The following is a 22,527-nucleotide window of genomic DNA, read 5'->3' as shown; positions in this document are numbered from 1 at the left end:
CGACAACTATTACCGGAAAGTTTACGTTGTCAATCATAAACGATCAAATTCGCTTTTGATGCGCTGCACAATGAAACTTTATGATCGTTTATGATTGACAGGCGACGCGACAATGCGCGATACCGGCAACAGGGAGATGGCGGCCGCCTCGTCGCCGTGAGCCGAAACACGTTGGGAGGACAAGCAATGTCGGGCCAAACCCGCCTTCTCGAAAACCGTTGGGACGATGCCCAGGCCGCCAAGCTCGATGAGCCCGGCAAGCTGCTCTATCGCTCCAATCTTCTCGGCGCCGACAAGCGCATCACCAATTACGGCGGTGGCAATACCTCGGCCAAGGTGATGGAAACCGATCAGCTGACCGGCGAAAAAGTGAAGGTCATGTGGGTGAAGGGGTCGGGCGGCGATGTCGGCACGATCAAGCTCGACGGTTTCGCCACACTCTACATGGACAAGCTGGAAGCGCTGAAGGGGCTCTATAAGGGCGTCGAGGACGAGGACCGGATGGTCGGCTTCCTGCCGCACTGCACCTTCAATCTCAATCCGCGCGCCGCTTCCATCGATACCCCGCTGCATGGTTTCGTGCCGTTCACCCATGTGGACCACATGCACCCCGACGCGATCATCGCGATCGCGGCTTCCAAAAACTCGAGAGAGCTGACGCAACAGGTCTTCGGCGCCGAAATCGGCTGGCTGCCCTGGCGGCGGCCTGGTTTCCAGCTCGGGCTCGATCTCGAAGCGTTCGTCAAGGCGAACCCGAATGCCAAGGGCGTCGTGCTGGAAAGCCACGGCCTGTTCACCTGGGCAAATGATGCCAAGGCCTGCTACGAACTGACGCTCGACATCATCAACAAGGCGATCGAATGGTTCGCCAAGGAGACCGAAGGCAAGACGATCTTCGGTGGCGCCGCGACCAAGAGCCTGCCCGCGCCGGAACGTCGGGCGATCGTCGCGAAACTGATGCCGGAAATCCGTGGCCGGATCGGCAAGCTGGAGCGCAAGCTCGGCCATTTCGACGATCAGGACGCGGTGCTGGAATTCGTCAATTCCAAGGACCTGCAGCCGCTCGGCGCGCTCGGCACCTCCTGCCCGGACCATTTCCTGCGCACGAAAATCCGTCCGCTGATCGTCGATTTCGATCCCGCAAAGCCGGATGTCGATGCGGTGATCGCCGCGCTCGACAAGGCGCTCGAAGATTATCGCGCCGATTACAGCCGCTATTACGAGACCTGCAAACACAGCAATTCGCCCGCCATGCGCGACCCCAACCCGGTGATCTTCCTGGTTCCGGGCGTAGGCCTGCTGTCGTTTGCACGTGACAAGGCGACGGCCCGTATTGCCGGCGAGTTCTACGTCAACGCCATCAACGTGATGCGCGGGGCGTCCACGGTTGCCGAATATCAGGGCCTGCCGGAGCAGGAGGCCTTCGATATCGAATACTGGCTGCTCGAAGAGGCGAAGCTGCAGCGCATGCCGAAGCCGAAAAGCCTTGCCGGGCAGGTGGCCTTCGTCACCGGCGGCGCGGGCGGCATCGGGCGGGCGACGGCCGCCAGGCTGATGGGCGAGGGTGCCTGCGTGGTGCTTGCCGATATCGACGGCGGCGCACTCGACGCGACCAAAGCCGATTTCGAAAAGTCCTTCGGCAAGGATGCGGTGCGCGGGGTCCTGCTCGACGTGACGACCGAGGACGCGGTGATCACCGCGTTTGCCGAGGCCTGCGTCGAATTCGGCGGCGTCGACATCCTGGTGTCGAATGCCGGGATCGCGTCTTCCGCGCCGGTCGAGGAAACCACGCTTGCCATGTGGAGCAAGAATATCGACATCCTGGCGACGGGTTATTTCCTCGTTTCGCGTGAGGCCTTCCGGTTGTTCCGGCGCCAGAAGCTCGGCGGCAATGTCGTCTTTGTCGCTTCCAAGAACGGGCTTGCCTCTTCTCCGAATGCGTCGGCCTACTGCACCGCCAAGGCCGCTGAAATCCATCTCGCCCGATGCCTGGCGCTCGAAGGCGCCGAGGCCGGCATCCGCGTCAATACGGTCAATCCGGACGCCGTGCTGCGCGGCTCGAAGATCTGGAACGGCGAATGGCGCGAACAACGGGCCGCCTCATCCAAGATCGAAGTGGACGACCTGGAGGAGCACTACCGCAAGCGGTCGCTGCTCAAGCTCAATGTCTTCCCGGAGGATATTGCGGAGGCGATCTATTTCCTCGCATCGGACGCATCGGCCAAGTCGACCGGCAACATTATCAACGTGGATGCCGGCAACGCCCAGAGCTTTACGCGGTAAGGCACTCTCTTCTCCCCGCTGGGGAGAAGAGACAATATCAGATGGGAGGACCGAATGGCCGAGTTAAAGATCACGACCAATGTGATCGCCGCTGAAAACGACAAACGCACAGCAGCGCTCAAATCCGACTACGATGCGCTCGGCGAGAACCTGTCGCGGCGCGGCATCGATATCGAAACGATCACCCGGGATGTCGAAAAGTTCTTTGTCGCCGTACCCTCCTGGGGCGTCGGCACCGGAGGGACGCGTTTCGCCCGCTTTCCCGGTCAAGGCGAGCCGCGCGGCATTTTCGACAAGCTCGATGACTGCGCCGTCATTCAACAACTGACCCGGGCGACGCCGACGGTTTCGCTGCATATCCCGTGGGACAAGGCGGATCCGAAGGAATTGTTGGCCAAGGGCGATGCGCTTGGGCTCGGTTTCGACGCGATGAACTCGAATACGTTTTCCGATGCACCGGGGCAGGCGCATTCCTACAAATACGGCTCGCTCAGCCATACGAACGCTGCGACGCGCGCCCAGGCGATCGAGCACAATCTCGAATGCATCGAAATCGGCAAGGCGATCGGCTCCAAGGCCCTGACGGTGTGGATCGGCGACGGCTCGAATTTTCCGGGGCAAAGCCATTTCACGCGGGTGTTCGAGCGGTATCTTGCTTCGATGGCGGAAATCTACAAGGCGCTGCCGGAGGACTGGCGACTGTTTTCCGAGCACAAGATGTACGAACCGGCCTTCTATTCGACGGTGGTGCAGGACTGGGGCACGAATTACCTGATCGCCAATACGCTCGGACCGAAGGCATTCTGCCTCGTCGATCTCGGCCACCATGCGCCGAATACCAATATCGAGATGATCGTCGCCCGCCTCATCCAGTTCGGAAAGCTCGGCGGCTTCCACTTCAACGATTCCAAATATGGCGACGACGACCTCGATGCCGGTGCGATCGAACCCTACCGCCTCTTCCTGGTCTTCAACGAACTGGTGGATGCGGAACATCGGGGGATCAAGGATTTCCGCCCGGCGCATATGATCGACCAGTCGCACAACGTTACCGATCCGATCGAGAGCCTGATTTCCAGCGCCAATGAGATTCGCCGCGCCTATGCGCAGGCATTGCTGGTTGACCGGACAGCGCTTGACGGATTCCAGCAGGAAAACGATGCGTTGATGGCGTCCGAGACGCTGAAGCGCGCCTATCGCACCGATGTGGAACCGATCCTTGCCGAAGCCCGCCGCCGCGCAGGCGGAGCGATCGACCCAGTTGCGACCTATCGTGCCAGCGGTTATCGGAAACAGGTCGCCGCGGAACGCCCGGCCTCGACCAGCGGCGGCGGCGGGATCGTCTGATCCCTCCAGCCTATAATGATGCCGGCGGATGAGCTCCGCCGGCAGCCAATTCTTGTGATCCGATCGAATGAACCGATCAGGTGTTCCGGCCGAGTGCGCGTTCCATGCGGCTCAGGCCCTCCTCGAGAAGGGCGCGCGGGCATCCGAAGTTGACGCGGACGAAGTTGCCGTAGGCCGCGCCGAAGTCCGATCCGGCATTGAAACCGACCTTGCCGTGCTCGAGGAAATAGCTCTGAGCATCCGGTTCCAGACCGAGTTCCGTGCAGTCGAGCCAGGCGAGGAACGTGCCTTCCGAGGGGATGAGCTTGATCTGGGGAAACCGGCGCGCGATTTCGGCGGACAGATAATCGCGGTTCGCCTCGATGTAGGTGAGCATCCGGGTCTTCCAGTCGCCGGCCTTCGAAAAGGCCGCCAGTGTCGCTTCAAGCCCGATGATATTGGCGTTGTCGACCATTCCGAGGCGTGCCTGGTTGAACTTTTCGCGGATCGCCTTGTTGCCGATGATCGCGAAGGCGGTCTTGAGGCCGGCGATATTGTAGGTCTTGCTGGCGGCCATCAGGGTGATCGTGCGGTTTGCGGCGTCTTCCGAAAGCGCGGCGATCGGCACGTGGCGGCGGCCGTCGAACAGGAGGTCGCAATGGATCTCGTCGGAGATGATCAGCGTATCATTCTGGCGGCAGAGGTCGGCGATCGTCTTCAGTTCCTCCGCCGTGAATACCTTGCCTGTCGGGTTCTGCGGGTTGCAGAAAAGAAGCGCCTTTGACTTCGCCAGCTCCGCGGCCAGAACGTCGGTGTCCATCACATGGCCTTCGGCGGTCGGCAAAAGCGGCGCTTCGCGGCGGACAAGGTTCCAGTCCGCCGGGGCTTCGAGGATCGGACGATAGACCGGCGGCTGAACCAGCACGCCGTCGCCGGGCTTGAGCATCGCGTGCAGCGCCATGTTGAAACCTGGAACGACGCCCGGAAGGAAGACGATCTCGTCCGGCGAGACCGTCCAACCGTATTTTTCCTGCATGTCGGCAACGATCCGAGTGCGCAACTCGTCGCGGGCGACGCCGTAGCCGAGCATCGGATGCTCGAGCCGGTTGCGGATGGCATCGACGATCTCCGGTGCCGCGGGGAAGTCCATGTCGGCGACCCACATGGGCAGCACGTCGTCCGGATACTTGCTCCACTTCGAGCTGCCGGTGCCCCGGCGTTCGTGCACCGCATCGAAATCGGTCATGCTTTCAAATCCCCTGTTATCATTCTGCCGGTCGGAGCGATCGGCCATCCTCATCTCGTCGCCGGCCGCGAACCGGGCAAGGCGCGAAATCAGCTCCCGTTGTCCCCAACCGGCCGCGCGCCTGTCAACGCCTTTCTTTGCGTAACCGGCAAGCGCAGAGCCTGGCGCTTGTCCCGGCGAGGGAGCGAGCAGCCTGCTTCGGTCATTTGGGATGAGGCGGATCGATCTGGTGGAAAGCTCAGGCACGGATCAGGATATGCGCTTCCATAGCAGCGTCGACGAAGGCCTTTCTGGCTTCTTCAGGCTTGCGCTTTCCGGCATCCACCGCGGCGCAGACTTCGAGCGCCCGGTCGAGGGCCGTGCCATCCTCTACCGGCCAGTCTTCGATCATCGCCCATGCCGCGGCCTGCGTCGTTTCGATCGCGGTTTCGGCCGGCGGCTCGCCGATCGATATGACGACCGGCTTGTTCCAAGGCGTATTCATTCTGTTCGGCGTCCCGTCTCGTCCATGCCGGTCTCATAGACCGATTTGACTGCCGTGGCGAGGGTCGGCAGTCGGCGATGCGAGAAAGAAGGAGGGCTGCTCTATCTAGAGCAACCCACGGGCAGCGAGGTTCTTCATCAGTGCCGAGATGCCGAAACTCCAGGGAGGGCATTCGGTCGAGAGGCGTACCGTGTTGCGCAGCGTGCCGAGGCCCGGAGACGAAATTTCGACGATGTCGCCGATCTTGTGGGTAAAGCCCTGGTTCGGCACGTCGCGGTCCTCGGTCGGTGCAAACAGCGTGCCGAGAAACAGCATGAAGCCGTCGGGATACTGATGATGTTCGCCGCACGTATGATTGACGAGGTCGAGCGGGTCGCGGCTGATCTGCGACATCGAGCTCTTGCCGTTGAGGACATATCCCTCCGGCCCGGTCACGCGCAGGTCGAGTTCGGCATTGCGGACATCGTCCAATCCGTAACCCTCATCGAAGAGGCGGATGAAAGGCCCGATCGAGCAGGAGGCATTGTTGTCCTTTGCCTTGCCGAGCAGAAGCGCCGAGCGCCCCTCGACGTCGCGCAGGTTGACGTCGTTGCCGAGTGTCGCTCCCTTGATTTCGCCCTGGCTGTTGACCGCCAGCACGATTTCGGGCTCGGGGTTGTTCCATGTCGATACGGGATGGAGGCCGACATCCGCGCCCCAGCCGACCGAGGAAAGCACCGGCGCCTTGGTGAAGACTTCAGCATCAGGGCCGATTCCGACTTCGAGATATTGCGACCACATGCCCTCCCTGATCAGCGCTTTCTTGACGCTTGCGGATTGCGGGGAGCCGGCCTTCAGGTCCTTGAGGCTGCCGCCGATGATCGTGCTGACGGTCTGCCGGATGGCGGCCGCCCTGTCCGGATTGCCGGCTGCCTTCTCCTCGATGACGCGCTCGATCATCGATTGCGCGAACGTCACGCCGCAGGCCTTGATCGCCTGGAGATCGACGGGCGCCAGCAGATGGGGACGCGACGGATCGGGTCTGCCCGTGCTGTTCCTGGCAAGGTCTTCCAATGTGCCGATGACCGGGCCGGCGGCGTTTCGGACAAATTCCGCAACATCGGCGCGCTCCAGAAGCGCGCTGAGGGTCGGGGCTTCCTTGCTGGTGATATCGACCAGGGCACCGTCACGCAGGGTGACGACGCTCGGGCCCGAAACAGCAGGATTCCAGACGCGGCCGACAAAAAGCCCGTTGGCAAACGTATCGATGAGATTGTCGGTCATGCTGGTGTATCTCCTCCCGTTAGATGTGGCCGAACGGGCCACTCTATCTTGTCTTGTTCTGCCGATTGGCGCGAAGCCGGTTTCCAGCTCGCAGCCAAGGCTGTGTGTTTTCGCTGTCGAAGACGCATTCGTCCAGCCCCAGGCGACAAATTAGATCGAGATTTTGTGGAGGCGCCGTCGCGTCGCACTGCCGATCGAGGAACTCCCCAAACCACCTCGGCTGAAACCTCTCGGCGTTGGAGTTGCAAATCCGGTTCTCAGCGGCGGCCGCTGCTCGTCGCTACCTCCCCATTGACAGGGCATTTGCGTTCTGTATTCTGTTATAAAACCTTATATAACATAATTGTGGAACAAAAACGGGAGACTATCATGAAGCTGAAGCTTGCATTCCTTGTTGCAACCGCGCTCGTCGCCACGCCGTCATTCCTGATGGCGCAGGAGAAGGGCGGCGTCATCAACGTCGCGACCATCGGCGAGCCGCCGACGCTCGATCCGATGACGTCGACGGCCGACCTTGTTGGTATCGTTACGCAGCACATTTTCGAGACGCTCTATACGTTCGACAAGAAGTGGGGCGTCACGCCGCTTCTCGCGGAAAGCCTGCCTGCGGTCAGCGACGACGGCAAAACCTATACGGTCAAGCTGCGCACCGGCATCAAATTCCATGACGGCAGCGACATGACCTCGGAAGATGTCGTCGCCTCGCTCACCCGCTGGACCAAGCTCGCCTCGCGCGGCAAGCAGGCCGCCGGTTTCATCGAGTCCGTCTCCGCCGCCGATCCGGCGACCGTAACGATCAAGCTGAAGCAGCCCTATGCGCCGCTCGTCTCGCTGCTCGCCTTCAACAATTCCGCTGCAATCATCATCCCGGCTGAAAAGCAGGCCGATACGATGACCGACTTTGCCGGTACTGGACCCTATATGCTGAAGGAGCGCAAGGCGGATCAGTATATCCAGCTCGTCCGCTTCAAGGACTACAAGCCGCGTTCGGGCGGGAGCGATGGTTATGGCGGCGCCCGCCACCAGTATCTCGACGAGATCCGTTTCGTGCCGGTTCCGGACCCGAACACCCGCGTGGAAGCTGCCGTTTCCGGCCAGTACGATTATATCGATTCCCTGCCGGTCGAATCCTTCGACAAGCTGAAGGCCTCAAAGGCCACCCAGCCGCTGCTCCTGAAGCCGTTCGGCTATCCAGTCTTCGTCTTCAACACCGCAGAAGGCGCCGCCAAGAGCCTTGGCGTGCGAAAGGCGATCCGCCAGGCGCTCAGCATGGAAGACATGCTGGCTGCCGCCTTCGGCAGCAAGGATTTCTACGCCCTCAACGGCAACATCTACCCGGCCTCCTTCAGCTGGAGCACGGATGCCGGCGTGAAAGGCAACTATAACGCCGCCGATCCGGAAGGTGCTGCTGCTGCCGCCAAGGCTGCGGGTTATGACGGCAAGCCGATCCGCATCCTGACCAGCCGCCAGTACGAGTTCCACTACAAGATGGCGCAGGTCGCCGCCGAGTATCTGAAGCTCGCCGGCTTTGCGGTCGACATGCAGGTGGTCGACTGGGCAACGCTTACCCAGCGCCGCACCGACAAGGCGCTCTGGGACATCTACATCACCCACAGCCCTTTCCTGCCGGAGCCGGCACTGATCGGTTCTTTGGCGCCGAGCTCGCCGGGCTGGTGGGATACACCTGCCAGAAAGGCGGCCGTTGACGCTTTCTCGGCAGAGTCGGATCCGAAGAAGCGCGTCGAGCTCTGGGCCAATGTCCAGAAGGCCCTGTATGACGAGGCGCCTTTCATGAAGATCGGCGATTTCAACGCGGTTTCCGCGATCTCGACCAAGCTTCAGGGCGTCGATCCGGCTCCGTGGCCCTATTTCTGGAATGCATCGATCAAGAAGTAATAATCCTCTTAAGGGATCGGATGCCGGTTTACGGACCGGCATCCGTCTTCGATGATGTCCGCAATGCCGGACACAGGAACACCTTCGTATGATACGCTATATCCTTCAACGCCTTGCCGGCATGATCGTGGTGATGTTCCTCGTCGTCACGATCGTCTTCGTGATCGTTCGGGTGACGCCCGGTGATCCGGCCGCGGTCATGCTCGGACCGGATGCCACGGCCGAGGACGTCGCCGAATTGCGCACGCGTCTCGGCCTCGATCAGTCGATCGCGGTTCAATATGTCTTCTATATCGGCCAGCTTCTGAGGGGTGACCTCGGCCAGTCGATATTTCTCAACATGCCGGTGACGTCAGCGCTTCTCGACCGCGCCGAACCGACATTTTTCCTGACGATTTTCTCGTTGGCGATTGCCAGCGTCATCGCGCTGCCGATCGGCATTTATGCCGCCTATCGGCGCGGGTCCTCCGTCGACCAGGCCGCGACGACGGCCGCAATGCTGGCTGCCAGCATTCCGAGCTTCTGGCTCGGTCTCATCCTGATGCAGTTCTTCGCCGTGCGGATGAATTTCTTTCCGGTTTCCGGCTATGGCGGGCCGGGCGCCAGCTTTGCAGAGCGCATGTATCACCTGACATTGCCGGCCTTCGCGCTCGGCCTCGTCTCCTCGGCGCTGATCCTGCGTTTTACCCGCGCCTCGATGCTCGACGTGCTCGGCGACGATTATATCCGCACCGCCCGCGCGAAGGGGCTGATCGAGCGGCGGGTCGTGCTGAAACATGCGCTGAAGAACGCGCTGATCCCGATCCTCACAGTGCTTGGCCTCACCGCCGCCGTGCTGATCTCCGGTGCCGTCGTCACCGAAACCGTGTTCGGCCTGCCGGGCGTCGGCAATCTGGTGGTCTCGGCGGTGCTGCGGCGTGACTACCCCGTCATCCAGGGCGCGCTGCTCGTCATCGCCGCCCTCTATGTCCTGATCAATTTCGCGATCGACATGCTCTATCTGCTGGTCGATCCAAGGGTGCGCTACTGATGGCGGAGATTGTCACCACCAAACCAGCCGCGAGCGAAGGAGCCAAGTTCTTTCGCCGTTTCCTGAAACGCAAGACGGTCGCGCTCGGACTGATCGTCATCGTGGTCTTCGTCCTGCTTGCGGTTTTCGCGCCGTGGATCGCCCCCTATTCGCCTTCGAAACTGTCGATCGTCAACCGGCTGAAGCCGCCGAGCGAGATCTACTGGTTCGGCACCGACGAGTTCGGCCGCGACATCTTCTCGCGCACCATTTTTGCGGGGCGGCTGTCGCTGCTGGTCGGCGCTGCCGTCGTCAGCCTTTCGGCGATCATCGGCGTGACGCTCGGGCTGCTGGCCGGCTTCTTCCAGAAGCTCGATACGCCGATCGCCCGGCTGATCGACGCGATGATGGCCTTTCCGGATATCCTGCTCGCGATCGCGCTGGTCGCAGCGCTCGGGCCATCGCTGGTAACGGTGATCATTGCGCTGTCGATCGTTTATTCGCCGCGGCTTGCCCGCATCGTCCGGGCCTCGACGCTGGTCATCCGCGAACTGCCTTACGTGGAGGCGGCGAAGGCGCTGGGGATCTCGACCTTCCACATCATGACCCGGCACGTGCTGCGCAATCTCATATCGCCGATCCTGGTGCAGGGTACCTTCCTGTTCGCCAGCGCCATGCTTGCCGAAGCCGGGCTTTCCTTCCTCGGCCTCGGCGTCAGCCCCGAAATTCCCACCTGGGGAACGATGATTGCCAGCGGGCGCCAATATATCGGCCAGGCCGACTGGATGACCTATTTTCCGGGCTTTGCCATCATTCTTTCCGTCCTGTCGCTGCAGATGGTCGGCGACGGATTGCGGGACATGCTCGATCCAAGACTTCGAAAGGACCTCTAAATGACCGGTGAAACAGCGGGCCAGCCGCTCCTCCTCACCAACGTGAAGCCGATGGCTTTCGGCGGCAATGCGGCCTCCGGCACGACCGATATCCTGGTCGGCGCCGACGGCAGGATTTCCGCTATCGGCTCGTCGCTCGCAGCACCTGCCGAGGCGATCCGTGTCGACGGCAAGGGCGCCTTCATCTCTCCCGGCTGGATCGACCTGCATGTGCATATCTGGCATGGCGGCACCGATATCTCGATCCGCCCGTCGGAATGCGGCGCCGAGCGCGGCGTCACCACGCTGGTCGACGCCGGTTCTGCGGGCGAGGCCAATTTCCATGGCTTTCGCGAGTACATCATCGAGCCTTCGAAGGAGCGCATCAAGGCGTTCCTGAACCTCGGTTCGATCGGCCTCGTCGCCTGCAACCGCGTCGCCGAACTGCGCGACATCCGCGATATCGATCTCGACCGCATCCTCGAATGTTATGCGGAGAACAAGGAACATATCGTCGGCATCAAGGTGCGGGCGAGCCACGTCATCACCGGTTCCTGGGGCGTCACGCCGGTCAAGCTCGGCAAGAAGATCGCCAAGATCCTCAAGGTGCCGATGATGGTGCATGTCGGCGAACCGCCGGCGCTCTATGACGAGGTGCTTGAAATCCTCGGTCCCGGCGACGTCGTCACCCATTGCTTCAACGGCAAGGCCGGTTCGAGCATCATGGAAGACGAGGACCTCTACAATCTCGCCGAACGCTGCGCCGGCGAAGGAATCCGTCTCGACATCGGCCATGGCGGCGCGTCCTTCTCGTTCAAGGTGGCGGAGGCGGCGATCGCCCGCGGCCTGCTGCCCTATTCGATCTCGACCGACCTGCACGGCCATTCGATGAACTTCCCGGTCTGGGACCTGGCGACCACCATGTCCAAGCTTCTGTCGGTCGGCATGCCGTTCGACAAGGTTGTCGAAGCGGTCACCCACGCGCCGGCTTCGGTTATCAAGCTTTCGATGGAAAACCGGTTGTCGGTCGGCGAACGCGCCGATTTCACGATCTTCGATCTCATCGATGCCGATCTGGAAGCCACCGATTCCAATGGCGACGTTTCGCGTCTCCAGAAACTGTTCGAGCCGCGTTACGCGGTCATCGGTTCGGAAGCCATCACCGCCAGCCGCTATATCCCACGGGCCCGCAAGCTCGTCCGCCACAGCCACGGTTACTCGTGGCGCTGAGGCGCATTGTTGAAATCGCATGACAGGAGTTGACGTGAACACGTCTTCAGCAAAGGCCGCCCCCGCGGCACAGACACCTTACGATCGGCTGAGCGAGCTCGGCATCAAGTTGCCGCCGCCGCCGCCGCCGATCGCCAATTTCGTCACGCATGTCCGTGAAGGCAATATGCTCTACCTCTCCGGCCAGGGGCCGCGTGAGGCGGATGGCCATCTGCATTCCGGCAAGGTGGGCGCCGATGTCAGCGTCGACCTCGCCTATCAGCATGCGCGGCTGGTGGGCATCAACCTGCTTGCCGTCATGCACGAGGCGCTCGGCGACCTTTCACGGGTGAAGCGGGTGGTGAAGCTGCTCGGCATGGTCAATGCCGTACCGGATTTCGAGGATCATCCGAGCGTCATCAATGGCTGCTCGGACCTCTTCATCTCGGTGTTCGGGGATGCGGGACAGCATGCCCGTTCGGCCGTCGGGTTCGGCTCGCTGCCGGGCAATATCACCGTGGAAATCGAGGCAATCGTCTCGCTGAACGACTGAGGAGGCAAGGTCAGTGGTTGCGCCAACCCATCAGCTTCTCGATCCGCTGGGCGGAAGCGCGGACATGTTCCGTATAGTGGTTCTCGTCGGACACGACTTTCTGTTCCGGCAGCACGATGGAAATGGTCGCAACGCACTCGCCGCTCCGGTCGCAGATTGGCGAAGCGATGCAGGCAACCGCATAATCGGACTCCGCCACCTGGATCGACAGCCGCTGCTCGAAGGCCTTGCCGGCCGAGTCGGACAGCGTGCGGGCGTCGATCTCGGCGCGGCCGGTGGGCGAGGTGCGGGCACAACGCTTGAAAAGCTCGATCCGCTCGGCCTCGGCCAAGTGCCCGACGAGAAGCCGGCCGGACGCCGTCCAGTTGAGCGGCACACGGGTGCCGACGCGCGAAGCGACCTGGTAATGGCTCGGGCCGTCTGCCATGGCGAGCACCAGCATGTAGTCCCCGTCGCGGCCGCAGACCTGCACGGTTTCGCCCGCCTGCCGGCAGAGGTCGTGCATCTCGTGGGTCGCGACGCTCATGAAATCCAGCGACCGGGCGTAGGCGAGGCCGTAATGGTAAAGCCGGGCGCCAAGCCAGATCGAGCCGTCGGCATTGCGGGCGAGCATGTTCTTCCCGACCAGATCGTCGATGATCACATAGACGGTCGACAGCGGTGCCTTGACCGCCTTGGCAATCGCATAGGCACCGGCCGGCGCACCCGTTTCGTAGAGATAGTCGATCACCTGCAGCGCCCGGTCGATGCCGCTCACGCGCGAGCGGCGCGCGCCTTTGGCTTCCGTTTCCACGTCGGAACCGGCGTTAACGGAGAGGTCTGCGGATGAAGTCTTGGCGTCCAACTCGATGTTCCCCGTGGGGCTCCTCGTGTGATTTCGAGAGGCTATTACATTACTATGGCATAACTGTCGATGGCAATTCGCAGTTGGCCGTTAATTTGGAGAACGACAATGTCCGATGATATCCGCACCCAGATCGGCCTTCGCCCGGTCATCAATGTTTCTGGCACGATGACGAGCCTCGGGGCTTCGATCGTGGTTCCGGAGGCGATCGCGGCCATGGCGGCGATCCTGCCGCAATTCGTCGAGATCAACGATCTGCAGCGCAAGGCGAGCGCGATCATCTCTCGGCTGACCGGCGGTGAGGCGGGCTTCGTGACGGCCTCTTGCTCCTCCGGCATCAGTCTCGCAGTCGCGGGCGCGATCACCGGCAACAACCTGCTGGCAATCGAGAAACTGCCCGATGCGACGCCCGACAAGAACGAAGTGCTCGTGCAGATGGGCCATGTGGTGAGCTATGGCGCACCGGTGGACCAGGCGATCCGGCTTGCCGGCGGCAAGGTCGTGCTGATCGGCCAGGCGACCTCGACGCATCGCTACCACATGGAAAACGCGATCACCGAGAAGACGGCCGCGGCGGTCTATGTCGTCTCGCATCATGTGGTCGACTACGGCCTGCTCAACCTCGTCGAGTTCGTCGAGATTGCCCATGCCAAGGGCGTGCCGGTCATCGTCGACGCGGCCTCGGAATACGACCTCAAGCTCTTCCTTTCGCAGGGTGCGGATATCGTCCTTTATTCCGGCCACAAGTTCCTCGGCGGCCCGACTTCGGGCATGGTTGCAGGCAAAAAGGAACTGGTGCGCAGTGCCTTCCTGCAGAACATGGGCATCGGCCGCGGCATGAAGGTCGGCAAGGAGAGCGTGTTCGGCGTCATGGCCGCGCTGGAAGCCTGGGAGAAGCGTGACCATGCGGGCATCCGCGAACGCGAAACCGGCTATCTCAATCTGTGGAAACGGTCGCTCGACGGCCGCCCAGGCGTCACCGCCCTGATCGAGCCGGACCCGACCAACAATCCGCTCGACCGCATGCGGGTGATCATCTCGGCACCGGAAGCGCATATCACCGCCTGGGATCTGGCAGCAGCGCTCGGCCGTGGTAACCCGCCGGTCATCGTCCGCGATCATGAGGTGGAGCATCATTATTTCTATCTCGACCCCTGCAACCTGCACCCCGGACAGGAAGCCATCGTCGCGGCCCGCCTGACGGAAGAGCTCGACAAGGCGCGGGCCTCCAACGAGATCATCGCGACCCCGATCGAAGAGCGCAGCCGCCACCGGTTCGACGGCGCGCTTCGCTGGCCGGACTGAACTGACAACAACGACAGGAAGGGAACGATCATGGCCATTTCGCAAGCACAAGCCGTCCAGTCCACTCAGCCGGTCCTCTCCGTCGAGAACCTGACCACCTCGTTCAACGTGGACGGGGAGTGGAAGTCGGTCGTGCGTGACGTTTCCTTCACCGTCGCTCCCGGCGAGACCGTGGCGATCGTCGGCGAAAGCGGGTCGGGCAAAAGCGTCACCTCTCTTTCGATCATGCGGCTTTTGCAGGAAGGCACGAGCCGCATCGAGGGCAGGATCATGCTCGGCGGGCGCGATCTTCTGGCGCTTCCCGAACACGAGATGCGCAAAGTCCGCGGTAACGATGTCGCGATGATCTTCCAGGAGCCGATGACGAGCCTCAATCCGCTCTTCACCATCGGCGATCAGATTTCCGAGGCGCTGCTCTGCCACAAGGCCATGTCGGCAGCGCAAGCTAAGGCCGAAACCATCCGGCTGCTCGAAAAGGTCCGTATCCCCTCGGCCGCATCACGTTTCGACGAATATCCGCACCGTTTCTCAGGCGGCATGCGCCAGCGCGTGATGATCGCGATGGCCTTGGCGTCGAAGCCGAAGCTGCTGATCGCCGACGAGCCGACGACGGCGCTCGACGTCACGATCCAGGGTCAGATCCTCGATCTCATCAAGCTGCTGCAGGACGAGGAGGGGACGTCGGTCCTGTTCATCACGCATGACATGGGCGTCGTCGCCGAAGTCGCCGACCGGACGATCGTGATGTATCGCGGCGAGCAGGTGGAGACGGGCGACACGCCTGATATCTTCCATCGCGGAAAGCATCCCTATACGCGGGCGTTGCTCGCCGCGGTGCCGGTGCTCGGTTCGATGCAGAAATATGAGCGGCCGCTGCGCTTTCCCGTCGTCAACACGGCGACCGGGGAGTCCGACATCCAGGTGGAGGTGGCCGATACGGTTGCCGCCAATGACCGGCCCATTCTGGAGGTGAAGAACCTCACCAAGCGGTTCGACATTCATTCCGGCCTGTTCGGTCGTGTCAGCGGCCGGGTGCATGCGGTCGAGAACGTCTCCTTCGACCTCCATGCCGGCGAGACGTTGTCGCTGGTTGGCGAAAGCGGCTGCGGCAAGTCGACGACCGGCCGCGCGATCATGCGTCTGATCGAGCCGGATGCCGGTTCGGTCGTCGTCGAGGGCCGGGACGTGCTGGCGCTCGACAAGCGGGAGATGCGCGAGATGCGCAAATCCGTGCAGATGATCTTCCAGGATCCGTTCGCCTCGCTCAACCCGCGCATGACGATCGGCCAGGCGATCGCCGAGCCCTATCTCGAACACAAGATGGGGACGGCGAAACAGGCGAAGGAGGTCGTCGCCGAGATGCTGCGCAAGGTCGGCCTGACGCCGGACATGGTGAACCGCTATCCGCATGAATTCTCCGGCGGCCAGCGCCAGCGTATCTGCATCGCCCGGGCGCTTGCGCTCGAACCGAAGGTGATCGTCGCGGACGAAAGCGTCTCGGCGCTCGACGTGTCGATCAAGGCGCAGGTCATCAACCTGATGCTCGACCTGCAACAGAGCCTCAACCTCGCCTTCCTGTTCATCAGCCACGACATGGCGGTGGTCGAACGGGTCAGCCATCGGGTGGCGGTGATGTATCTCGGCGAGATCGTCGAGATCGGTCCGCGCGCCTCCGTGTTCGGCAATCCGCAGCATGAATATACGAAGAAACTGATGGCCGCCGTGCCGGTACCGGACCCCGATCGCCGCCGCGAAAAGCGGACGGTCGCCAGCGACGAGCTCAAGAGCCCGATCCGCTCCGTCGACCATATAGTCAATCCGCTCGACTATAAGACGGTTTCGCCGGGCCATCTGGTCGCGATGTAACGGCTGCAGGCATTCTCTGCGGCAATCAGTCGATGACGGCTTCGATCAGGAACGGTCCCTTGCGGCTGAGCGCGCCGTCGAACAATTTGACGAATTCCTCGATCGTCGTCGCGCGGCCGGCTTCGACGCCGAGGCCTTTGGCGAGCGAGCACCAGTCGAGCCTCGGCGCGTCGAGATCGAGCATCCGCTGGGCGTTGCGGCCGTAGGCATTGACGCCGACATTGGTCATCTCGCCCTGAAGGATGCGGTAGGCGCTGTTGGCGAAGACGATGGTGACGACGTCGAGCTGTTCGCGCGCCTGGGTCCAGAGGCCCTGCACCGTGTACATGCCGCTGCCGTCGGCCTGTATCGCCACCACCTTGCGATCCGGCGCACCGATCGCAGCACCTGCAGCCAGCGGAATGCCGATGCCGATGGCGCCGCCGGTGATCGGAAGGTGATCGTGGGGTGGGAGCCCGGGCGCTAGAACCGGATATTGGCCGACGGAGGTCAGGCCCTCGTCGATGATGATTGCGTTTTCCGGTAGCCTGCGGCCGATCGCGAAGCTGATTGCATCCGGCGTCAGCGCGCCGGTCGGCACCTGTATATCATTCTGCGTGAACCGGTTGCGGACGAAGTCCGTTCCCTGCTTGATCCCGAGTGCATCGGCGAGAGTTGCCAGCACTTCGGCGAGATCGTGTTCGTGCTCCGCCAGCTGAATGATCTCGCAGGAAGGCGGCAGGGTGGTGCTCGGTTTCCCGGGATAGGCAAAGAAGGTAACCGGCCTCGGCCCGCCGATGCAGATGGCGACCTCGAAATCCTGGAGCGCTTCGAGGGCAAGGTCGATCTTGTAAGGCACCGGCCGGACGAGCGCGCGCCCGACGCCGCGGGCGCTGCGGCCCGAGGACGTTGAGAAAAGCACAGCGCCGGTGGCGGCTGCGATGCGACCGGCGATTTCGGCAGGCTTTTCCCGCATGGCGCGGCCGGCCAGCATGATCACGACACGCTTGCCGCTGCGCAACGCGGCGACGGAGGCTTTCAGGGCTTCGGGGTCGATCGCCGGCGAGGCAGGGATCGCGGCCGGCTTAAGGGTTTCCGGCGAGACCTCGCCCCAGGCAGCGTCCGCAGGCAGGATCATGGTCGAGACGCCGCGATTGGCGAGGGCGGCGGCATAACCCTCTTCGGTACAACGGCGGATATCGGTGGCGCCCGCGGCGCGTCCGACCCAATGGGACATCGGTCGGGCCAGGCTTTCGATATCGCTGGTCAGCGGCGCGTCATATTGAAGGTGATAGGAGGCATGGTCGCCGACGACGTTCAGCATCGGCGTGCGAGCGCGGCGGGCATTGTGGAGGTTGGCGAGGCCGTTGGCGAGGCCGGGGCCGAGGTGGAGAAGAGTGGCGGCCGGCTTGTCTGCCATGCGGGCATAACCGTCGGCAGCGCCCGTGACGACGCCTTCCGACAGGCCGAGGATGCAACGCATCGCAGGCTTGCGATCGAGAGCGGCGACGAAATGCATCTCCGATGTGCCGGGATTGGCAAAGCAGACATCGACGCCGTTCACCAGAAGGACGTCACACAGCATATCGGCGCCGTTCATGCGTTTTTCCTTATCTTTGCAGCATGCCCAAAGGCTGCCCGACCGAGAGAAACCGCGGGCCGCATCGGTCCCGCGGTCAGCGGCGACGAATGAGGCTCAAGCGGCTGCCGAAGCGGTCGCGTCGGAGAACGCTGCTTCGATCGACGCTTCGAGAATGACGAGCCCTTCCTCCAGAACTTCCCATTCGATGGTGAGCGGCGGCAGCAAGCGGATCACATTGAGGCGTGTTCCGCAAGACAGGAGGATGAGGCCGCGCGCCTCCGCTTCCGCAATGATGCGGCTGGTGAGGGCAGGCGACGCCGCCTTCGACTGGCGATCTTCGACTAGCTCGAACGCCACCATGGCGCCGAGGCCGCGCACGTCGCCGATATGCTCCATGCCCTGGCGGAAGGCGATCGCCGTCAGCCGCTCGGTGATCCGGCGGCCGACTTCGGCGGCGCGTTCGCAGAGCTTCTCATCTTCTATGACGTCGAGCACCGCGTTGGCGGCAGCGACGCTCAGCGGATTGCCGGCATAGGTACCGCCCAGCCCACCTGGATGGGCCGCATTCATGATCTCGGCTTTGCCGGTGACGGCTGAAAGCGGGAAGCCGCCGGCGAGGCCCTTTGCCATAGTGATCATATCCGGCTTCACGCCGGCATGTTCGAAACCGAACATCCTGCCGGTGCGCGCCATGCCAGCCTGGATTTCGTCGGCAATCAGCACGATGCCGTATTTATCCGCGACTGCGCGAAGGTGAACGAGAAATTCTTTCGGTGCGACGTTGAAGCCGCCTTCGCCCTGGACCGGTTCGATGATGAAGGCTGCAATCCGTTCCGGATCGACGTCGGCTGCAAACAACCGATCGAGCCCGGCGATCGCCTCCTCGATCGAGAAACCGAGATAGGGGTTAGGGAAGGGCGCATGGTAGATGTCGGCCGGGAAGGGACCGAAATTCTTCTTGTAGGGCATGACCTTGCCGGTCAGCGCCATGCCGAGCAGGGTGCGGCCGTGGAAGGCGCCCGAAAAGGCGATGACGCCGGCGCGACCGGTATGGGCGCGGGCAATCTTCACGGCATTTTCGACGGCTTCTGCACCCGTCGTCACCAGCATGGTGCGATTTTCCGCCCCGGTCGGCGCCATCGCGTTCAGCCGCTCGGCGAGCCTGACATAACCTTCGTAGGGCGCGACGTGGAAGCAGGTATGGGTGAAATGTTCCGCCTGTTCGGCGACGGCGCGCATGACGGACGGGTGCCGATGGCCGGTATTGTTGACCGCGATGCCGGCGGCGAAATCGATGAAGCGCTTGCCATCGATGTCCCAGAGCTCAGCATTCAGGGCTTTGTGGGCGAAGATGCCCCGGGTTCCGACGCCGCCCACCACGGCGGCTTTCTGGCGGGACTGCAGATCTGCTGAAACGGTCATGACGATATCCCTTGAGGTCGATGACTCAGCTATAGTCTTGCTCATTATTTTGAGCAAGAGGCATTCGGAAAATCAGAGATAGGGCGGCGAGCAGGCCGAGATGACGATCGTCTGCCGGTCCGAGAGGTTGCGGAACCGGTGAGGAGTGCGGCTGTCGAAGAGGTAGGCCTCGCCGGCTTTGAGGACGCGGACGTCGTCGCCGACTGTCACCTCCAGCTCGCCCTCGACCACATAGCCGCCTTCCGAGGAAGCGTGCTGCAGCCGTGTTTCGCCGGTGTCCGCATGGGGGCCGTAGATCTCGTGGAGGATCTGCAGGTTATGCGCCCGCGCATCGCCGATCTGGCGGAAGATCAGCGTGCCGTCACCGCCCGCAATCGGCGATGCGGCAACCTTCGAAGTCAGGTCGACCAGTTCATGTGCCGAGAAGAACGGGCCTTTCGGCGGGCTGCGTTCCGGCTCGAAAAAATCGCCCATGCCGACGCCGAGACCGTTCAGGATCTTGCGGAGCGTCGAAACGGACGGGCTGACCTTGTTGGTTTCCACATTGGATATTTGCGCATGCGGCACTCCGGCCCTTTCGGCGAGCTGGCGCTGCGAAAGGCCGGCGGCCGCGCGCATGGCGTTGAGGCGTGCACCGATGTCGAACTTTTCATCCATCTCAAACGTCCCGGCTGTTCGGGTCGGTTATGCCGTGGATCGGGACCGTGATCAACTGGATGATATTTTGAGCGCGCTCATTCTGGACTTAGGCGCCATAGTCGAAGGGTCGCGAATCTCGATAGAGCGCCGTTCCGGCTGAAAGCGGTCTTGTCCTTCACCAGTTCACTACGCCTATAGGCCTATGGATATAGCCCATTTGGCGCAACTGCCCGCGACTCACGCGCGTGTTATCCTCCGATCCTGCGGATCAGAGAGGATTTCGCTCATGTTCAGGTGCAGAGACTGCAAGGACACGGGCTGGGTTTGCGAAGCTCATCCGGCCAAACCTTATACTGGAACCCGATGCTGCGGCTGCGGCGCGGTCGAAATGCCATGTCCCCGCTGCCTCGCGTTCCACGACCTGGACAAATATCCGGAGGTGGTGGTCTTGCCGGCGCTGCCTGGCGTCGAGGTCAGCTTGCAAGGTTTCGCAGAGCGTCCGGTGTAGTGCAAACCCGCACTTCAAGGCGGGGCTTCCTCGAGAGAACTTGCCCCCTACAAAAAGATCCTTCTGAATTTTCTGAAAGGAACTTTGCCCATCAATATTTGTTTCCTCCCGCCTGGAGGTGCGATGCATGGCAGTGTTTCTTGTCATATTGGAATTCGAGAAGGTTGAATCATACAATCGGGCGCGCAAAAGGATTCAGCCGCTTGTAACCTGCAAGTTATCCGGATCGGCGTGGTTGGTAAAGTTCAACGGAGATGCTTTGGAGCTGCAGCGATATCTTCAGGAATCTATCCTCCAGAATGACAGCTTGTTCATTTCGGAGCTGAACCATGATTGGGCGAGCATCAATATGCATGCGGCAAGGCGCTGGCTTGCGGAGAGGCACGCGATTAGGCCAAGTGATCACCGGCAAAGCCGGTCAGGTGCGAAGGTTTAAAGCCCCATTTCCACCGTAAGCCATCAATTCCGGATTGACCGGGATCATGAGTGATTTATATATCTTCTCATGTTCTGATTGAGCCTAATCGCAGATCGGGAGATGTGGGAGTAGACGCTGGGAGGTTGTCGGCGCCGCTTCTGCCAGGGGTTGGATTCGCAGTTTCAAGTGGCCGCCACGCTATCCCCGGGAGGTTGGGTTCCATGGTGAGATATTTCCTGAATGTCGATCTGAAAGACGGTTTTATTCCCGATACCGAAGGTCTCGACTTCCTCGATATCGAGAGAGCCACGGCCGAAGTTATCTCCGGAATGAGAGACATTGTCGTCGAGCATATTCAGCAGGGTGAAGCCCTGGCTTTGCAGGCGATTTCCATAACCGATGATGCCGGCCATCTCATATCGATCGTCACGCTGGCCGACGCGCTCAAAGGATTCCTACCCGGCATAGCCGTATCGGGTCTCGGGTAAGGCCTTGCTGAGGTTTAGGTGGGGAAGCCGTAACGTTCGGTGATATCCCAGAACATCCTGTTGATCGCCACGAGCGAATTGATGCTTTCACGGATACGGCCGATCTCGCGTGCGTCGAGTTCCTCGATCTTTCCGTATTTGATCTCGTCCCTGCTTTCGAAGATCCGCATCGATTGCGTGATGTTGCGGCCGCTGTCGGGATCGAATGAATAAATGCAGTGATTGTATTTGTTGCGAAGCTTCGCTTCGTCAGAAAGCCGACGAGTGGTCTCCAGGATTTCCTTGCGGCAGGCCGGCGCGGTCTTGCGCATCTTGGTCAGCCGTTCCACGAGATCGACCCGGGCTCGGGTCGTATTCAAGGTCAGGAAGATGACGATCGCCGTTTCCTTGTCCACCTTGGCAAGGCCTGCGATCATGTGGATCAGCAGGCTTTCCGTATTGGTCCAGGTATAGTTCAGCTGCCCGATCAGGAGCAGGATGTCCTGGAGCCTAGTACTTGTCGCCTGAGAGGGAGCGGCCGTCCTGACCGCGGTTCGTGTCGCCTGCATTGTCGGTCGTATCCTTGCGTCTATATTCGAAATAGAGAGCGACGACTTCCGTTCTGTTATGCACGCCGAGTTTGGTGATGATGTTGTGGATATGTATCTTCACGGTATGTTCGGATAGACCGAGCGCGGCCGCGATGATCTTGTTCTGATTGCCCATGGCCATCCTGACAAGAATTTCGTTCTCGCGTTTTGTCAGCTTTTCGATCGCCGGCTTGCCGGCTTGATACAAGGCTGGCTTGAGATCCGCCGGCTCTTCCCCTTCGAGAGGTGCGCTTCTCTGGGTCCGGTAACCCGTAGAAGGGAAATATGTACCGCCCTTCAATATGATCCGCAGGCCTGACAGGAAGACGTCGAGATTGACGTTGAACGGCAGGATACCCTGGACGATGTCGAGTTCTTTCGCCCTTCGATGATCGGAGGCTATCTCGCCATCATCGGTCCCCATCAGCGCAAGGGTTGCGGCAGGATGGTGTCTGGCGAGCTCCGGCCAGTACTCGGCGAGAGCGGAGGCAAGGCGGACGTCCGCCAGCACGAGCTGGACCGGATTGTCGAATTCCACCGATGCCAGTTTCAGGTCGGGGACCGTCTTGACGCAGAGCCATGGAAACTCGCTTTCGATGGCCGCCGTCATTGCGGTGGAGATTGTCCCAGGTGAGCAGATGAAGAGGAGTGTCCGGATCGCATTCATTCTCTTCAAGGCGTTTGTCGCCAGATCCAAGCCGACATGTTGCGAAAGACCATGCGGAATTTGCATGGAGATATCCCCCTCCCGTCGTTGATCGAAAGT

General features: G+C 61.5%; 19 protein-coding genes. 10 read left to right on the top strand and 9 right to left on the bottom strand.

Annotated elements, in window-relative coordinates; genetic code table 11:
- The first annotated feature begins 186 nt into the window (after positions 1-186).
- The gene (locus tag C5J24_RS19140) at positions 187-2,283 is read left to right on the top strand and encodes a bifunctional rhamnulose-1-phosphate aldolase/short-chain dehydrogenase (RefSeq protein ID WP_105420070.1); all 2,097 of its coding nucleotides are present in this window, start codon (positions 187-189) and stop codon (positions 2,281-2,283) included.
- Between the two features lie 54 nt (positions 2,284-2,337).
- On the top strand, positions 2,338-3,630 hold the full coding sequence (rhaI, locus tag C5J24_RS19135; protein WP_105420068.1) for an L-rhamnose catabolism isomerase: 1,293 nt from the start codon (positions 2,338-2,340) through the stop codon (positions 3,628-3,630).
- 76 nt (positions 3,631-3,706) lie between these two features.
- Here rhaI and C5J24_RS19130 read toward each other — a convergent pair whose 3' ends face one another.
- The 3 genes from C5J24_RS19130 to C5J24_RS19120 form a co-directional block, all read right to left on the bottom strand.
- Complete coding sequence (locus C5J24_RS19130) at positions 3,707-4,855, bottom strand: MalY/PatB family protein (protein WP_105420154.1); 1,149 nt, start codon at positions 4,853-4,855, stop codon at positions 3,707-3,709.
- Positions 4,856-5,093: 238 nt separating this feature from the next.
- A complete protein-coding gene (locus C5J24_RS19125; protein ID WP_046634074.1) occupies positions 5,094-5,339 on the bottom strand; it encodes a DUF982 domain-containing protein in 246 nt (81 codons plus the stop codon).
- A 105-nt stretch (positions 5,340-5,444) separates the two neighbouring features.
- Positions 5,445-6,602, bottom strand: coding sequence for a fumarylacetoacetate hydrolase family protein (locus C5J24_RS19120; RefSeq protein WP_105420066.1), 1,158 nt, complete (start codon positions 6,600-6,602; stop codon positions 5,445-5,447).
- A 369-nt stretch (positions 6,603-6,971) separates the two neighbouring features.
- On the opposite strand from C5J24_RS19120, the gene C5J24_RS19115 reads away from it, so the two are divergent.
- The 5 genes from C5J24_RS19115 to C5J24_RS19095 all read left to right on the top strand — a co-directional run bounded on the left by C5J24_RS19115 (position 6,972) and on the right by C5J24_RS19095 (position 12,141).
- Positions 6,972-8,498: an ABC transporter substrate-binding protein gene (locus tag C5J24_RS19115; RefSeq protein WP_105403149.1), complete on the top strand. Its 1,527-nt coding sequence runs from the start codon at positions 6,972-6,974 to the stop codon at positions 8,496-8,498.
- An 88-nt stretch (positions 8,499-8,586) separates the two neighbouring features.
- Positions 8,587-9,528, top strand: a complete 942-nt coding sequence (locus tag C5J24_RS19110; protein WP_172724046.1) for an ABC transporter permease — start codon at positions 8,587-8,589, stop codon at positions 9,526-9,528.
- The gene (locus C5J24_RS19105; RefSeq protein WP_105420064.1) at positions 9,528-10,400 is read left to right on the top strand and encodes an ABC transporter permease; all 873 of its coding nucleotides are present in this window, start codon (positions 9,528-9,530) and stop codon (positions 10,398-10,400) included. Before C5J24_RS19110 ends, C5J24_RS19105 begins: the two co-directional genes overlap by 1 nt.
- Positions 10,401-11,609: an amidohydrolase/deacetylase family metallohydrolase gene (locus C5J24_RS19100; protein ID WP_105420062.1), complete on the top strand. Its 1,209-nt coding sequence runs from the start codon at positions 10,401-10,403 to the stop codon at positions 11,607-11,609.
- A gap of 19 nt (positions 11,610-11,628) precedes the next feature.
- A complete protein-coding gene (locus tag C5J24_RS19095; protein WP_105420060.1) occupies positions 11,629-12,141 on the top strand; it encodes a RidA family protein in 513 nt (170 codons plus the stop codon).
- Between the two features lie 10 nt (positions 12,142-12,151).
- Here the strand turns inward: C5J24_RS19095 and C5J24_RS19090 are convergent, their stop codons facing one another.
- Positions 12,152-12,991 carry an IclR family transcriptional regulator gene (locus C5J24_RS19090; RefSeq protein WP_046634087.1) on the bottom strand — a complete coding sequence of 280 codons (840 nt, stop codon included), beginning with the start codon at positions 12,989-12,991 and terminating at the stop codon, positions 12,152-12,154.
- Positions 12,992-13,093: 102 nt separating this feature from the next.
- Between C5J24_RS19090 and C5J24_RS19085 the strand changes: the two genes are divergently transcribed.
- Positions 13,094-14,290, top strand: a complete 1,197-nt coding sequence (locus tag C5J24_RS19085) for an aminotransferase class V-fold PLP-dependent enzyme (protein WP_105420055.1) — start codon at positions 13,094-13,096, stop codon at positions 14,288-14,290.
- Between the two features lie 30 nt (positions 14,291-14,320).
- Entirely contained in the window at positions 14,321-16,156 is a 1,836-nt protein-coding gene (locus C5J24_RS19080) for an ABC transporter ATP-binding protein (protein WP_105420053.1), read from the top strand.
- A gap of 25 nt (positions 16,157-16,181) precedes the next feature.
- Here the strand turns inward: C5J24_RS19080 and C5J24_RS19075 are convergent, their stop codons facing one another.
- The 3 genes from C5J24_RS19075 to C5J24_RS19065 all read right to left on the bottom strand — a co-directional run bounded on the left by C5J24_RS19075 (position 16,182) and on the right by C5J24_RS19065 (position 19,796).
- Entirely contained in the window at positions 16,182-17,735 is a 1,554-nt protein-coding gene (locus tag C5J24_RS19075) for an acetolactate synthase large subunit (RefSeq protein ID WP_105420051.1), read from the bottom strand.
- 96 nt (positions 17,736-17,831) lie between these two features.
- On the bottom strand, positions 17,832-19,139 hold the full coding sequence (gabT, locus tag C5J24_RS19070; protein WP_105420049.1) for a 4-aminobutyrate--2-oxoglutarate transaminase: 1,308 nt from the start codon (positions 19,137-19,139) through the stop codon (positions 17,832-17,834).
- A gap of 72 nt (positions 19,140-19,211) precedes the next feature.
- Entirely contained in the window at positions 19,212-19,796 is a 585-nt protein-coding gene (locus C5J24_RS19065; RefSeq protein WP_105403140.1) for a cupin domain-containing protein, read from the bottom strand.
- A gap of 1,129 nt (positions 19,797-20,925) precedes the next feature.
- Between C5J24_RS19065 and C5J24_RS32680 the strand changes: the two genes are divergently transcribed.
- On the top strand, positions 20,926-21,192 hold the full coding sequence (locus tag C5J24_RS32680; RefSeq protein ID WP_105403138.1) for a hypothetical protein: 267 nt from the start codon (positions 20,926-20,928) through the stop codon (positions 21,190-21,192).
- Positions 21,193-21,206: 14 nt separating this feature from the next.
- Here the strand turns inward: C5J24_RS32680 and C5J24_RS19050 are convergent, their stop codons facing one another.
- Positions 21,207-21,740, bottom strand: coding sequence for a hypothetical protein (locus C5J24_RS19050; RefSeq protein ID WP_105403137.1), 534 nt, complete (start codon positions 21,738-21,740; stop codon positions 21,207-21,209).
- The gene (locus C5J24_RS19045; protein ID WP_105420045.1) at positions 21,682-22,494 is read right to left on the bottom strand and encodes a response regulator transcription factor; all 813 of its coding nucleotides are present in this window, start codon (positions 22,492-22,494) and stop codon (positions 21,682-21,684) included. The genes C5J24_RS19050 and C5J24_RS19045 overlap by 59 nt, the downstream gene beginning before the upstream one ends.
- Between the last annotated feature and the right edge of the window lie 33 nt (positions 22,495-22,527).

The sequence above is a fragment of the Neorhizobium sp. T25_27 genome (assembly GCF_002968565.1).
Lineage (GTDB): Bacteria > Pseudomonadota > Alphaproteobacteria > Rhizobiales > Rhizobiaceae > Neorhizobium > Neorhizobium tomejilense.
The sequence above is the reverse complement of the archived record's forward strand: the minus strand, read 5'-3'. Positions and strand labels throughout refer to the sequence as shown.